Here is a 1,095-nt window from a genome sequence, read left to right as displayed (position 1 = left end):
GTATCCATTAAAAATACGAGTCGATAATGGACCAGAATTCACCGGAAACACGTTTACTAATTGGGCAAAAACACATGGTATAACTATAGATTACATCAAACCCGGTAGCCCTTATCAAAATGGTTACATTGAACGATTTAATCGGACTTATCGAACTGAAGTGTTAGATTTATATCTTTTTAACAACCTAGCGCAAGCAAGGAGAATAACCGAAGAATGGTTAACGATTTATAACACCGAAAGGCCTCATGAAGCACTAAATAATATGACGCCGATCGAATATAAAACATTAAAACAGGCAGCTTAATTTTCTACGTGAGTTGTGTATTAAGTTTGGGGTATTTACATGTAAATTTTCTGATATGACAAATCGCCTTTGTCCAAAGGCGATATCAATAGATTTAAAAGTTATCCAGAGCAACATAACAGTACCAAATATACTCCCAATTGCATCTATTATTTTCAAAACTTCGGGACTTTCTATCCCCTGCAATGCATTATCAACAATGCCTTGTAAAGAGGAAAAAACACCTGCCATTTATTATTTCCTATTAAAATTTATTTAAAATCTATCGGATCTTCTGAAAGAGATATTCTCGCATTTTCACAGTTTTGAGAATCTCTGTTAATATCTCCATTGGCGCATTTTTTTAAATAACTATTTCTCTCTCTTCTTTATGAGAGTTCCAATATTCAACGGTGTAATTCTTTTCACAACCAACCAATAAAAAGGTTGTTGTAATAATGAAGATAGATAGTAATTTTTTCATTTCATTCTCCTAGAATTGATTAGACTTTCTTGATTTTTTTCTATTAAATTCGTTTTGCAATTCTTGAAAAAAACCGTTGTAGGTTGTAAATTTTTCATTTCAATTGTGATTTCTTTTTGTTTATCTATTAAATTTCTGTTTAACTCATTGGATGGTAGTGTTATCTTGTATATTGCTATTTTTACCAATATGTATCGGAGCAATATCACCGCGTAAAACAGCGTTGAACCAAATAGAAACACCCTCTTGTAAAACGACATCACCAATAATATCGGTAGATTTTGCGATAAAACAATTTTGATGAATTTGTGGGGGGGGGGGGGGG

Annotated in this window: 4 protein-coding genes; 1 reads left to right on the top strand and 3 read right to left on the bottom strand. The window is 32.7% G+C overall.

All coding sequences use genetic code 11. The features are described from left to right. Positions 1–307 (top strand): integrase core domain-containing protein (locus A9G43_RS09740; protein WP_141673986.1); only part of this gene is annotated, 307 nt, incomplete at its 5' end. On the opposite strand, the gene A9G43_RS09735 is transcribed toward A9G43_RS09740, so the two are convergent. The 3 genes from A9G43_RS09735 to A9G43_RS09730 all read right to left on the bottom strand — a co-directional run. After that, entirely contained in the window at positions 290–538 is a 249-nt protein-coding gene (locus A9G43_RS09735) for a hypothetical protein (protein ID WP_065608629.1), read from the bottom strand. The genes A9G43_RS09740 and A9G43_RS09735 overlap by 18 nt on opposite strands. A 112-nt stretch (positions 539–650) precedes the next feature. Next, a complete protein-coding gene (locus A9G43_RS11085) occupies positions 651–770 on the bottom strand; it encodes an EexN family lipoprotein (protein ID WP_176701726.1) in 120 nt (39 codons plus the stop codon). A 144-nt stretch (positions 771–914) separates the two neighbouring features. Next, on the bottom strand, positions 915–1,095 hold a 181-nt coding region (locus A9G43_RS09730), incomplete at its 5' end, for a gamma carbonic anhydrase family protein (protein WP_442903322.1).

It is taken from the genome of Gilliamella sp. Occ3-1, assembly GCF_001690655.1.
GTDB classification, from domain to species: Bacteria; Pseudomonadota; Gammaproteobacteria; order Enterobacterales; family Orbaceae; genus Gilliamella; species Gilliamella apicola_P.
The sequence above is the reverse complement of the archived record's forward strand: the minus strand, read 5'-3'. Positions and strand labels throughout refer to the sequence as shown.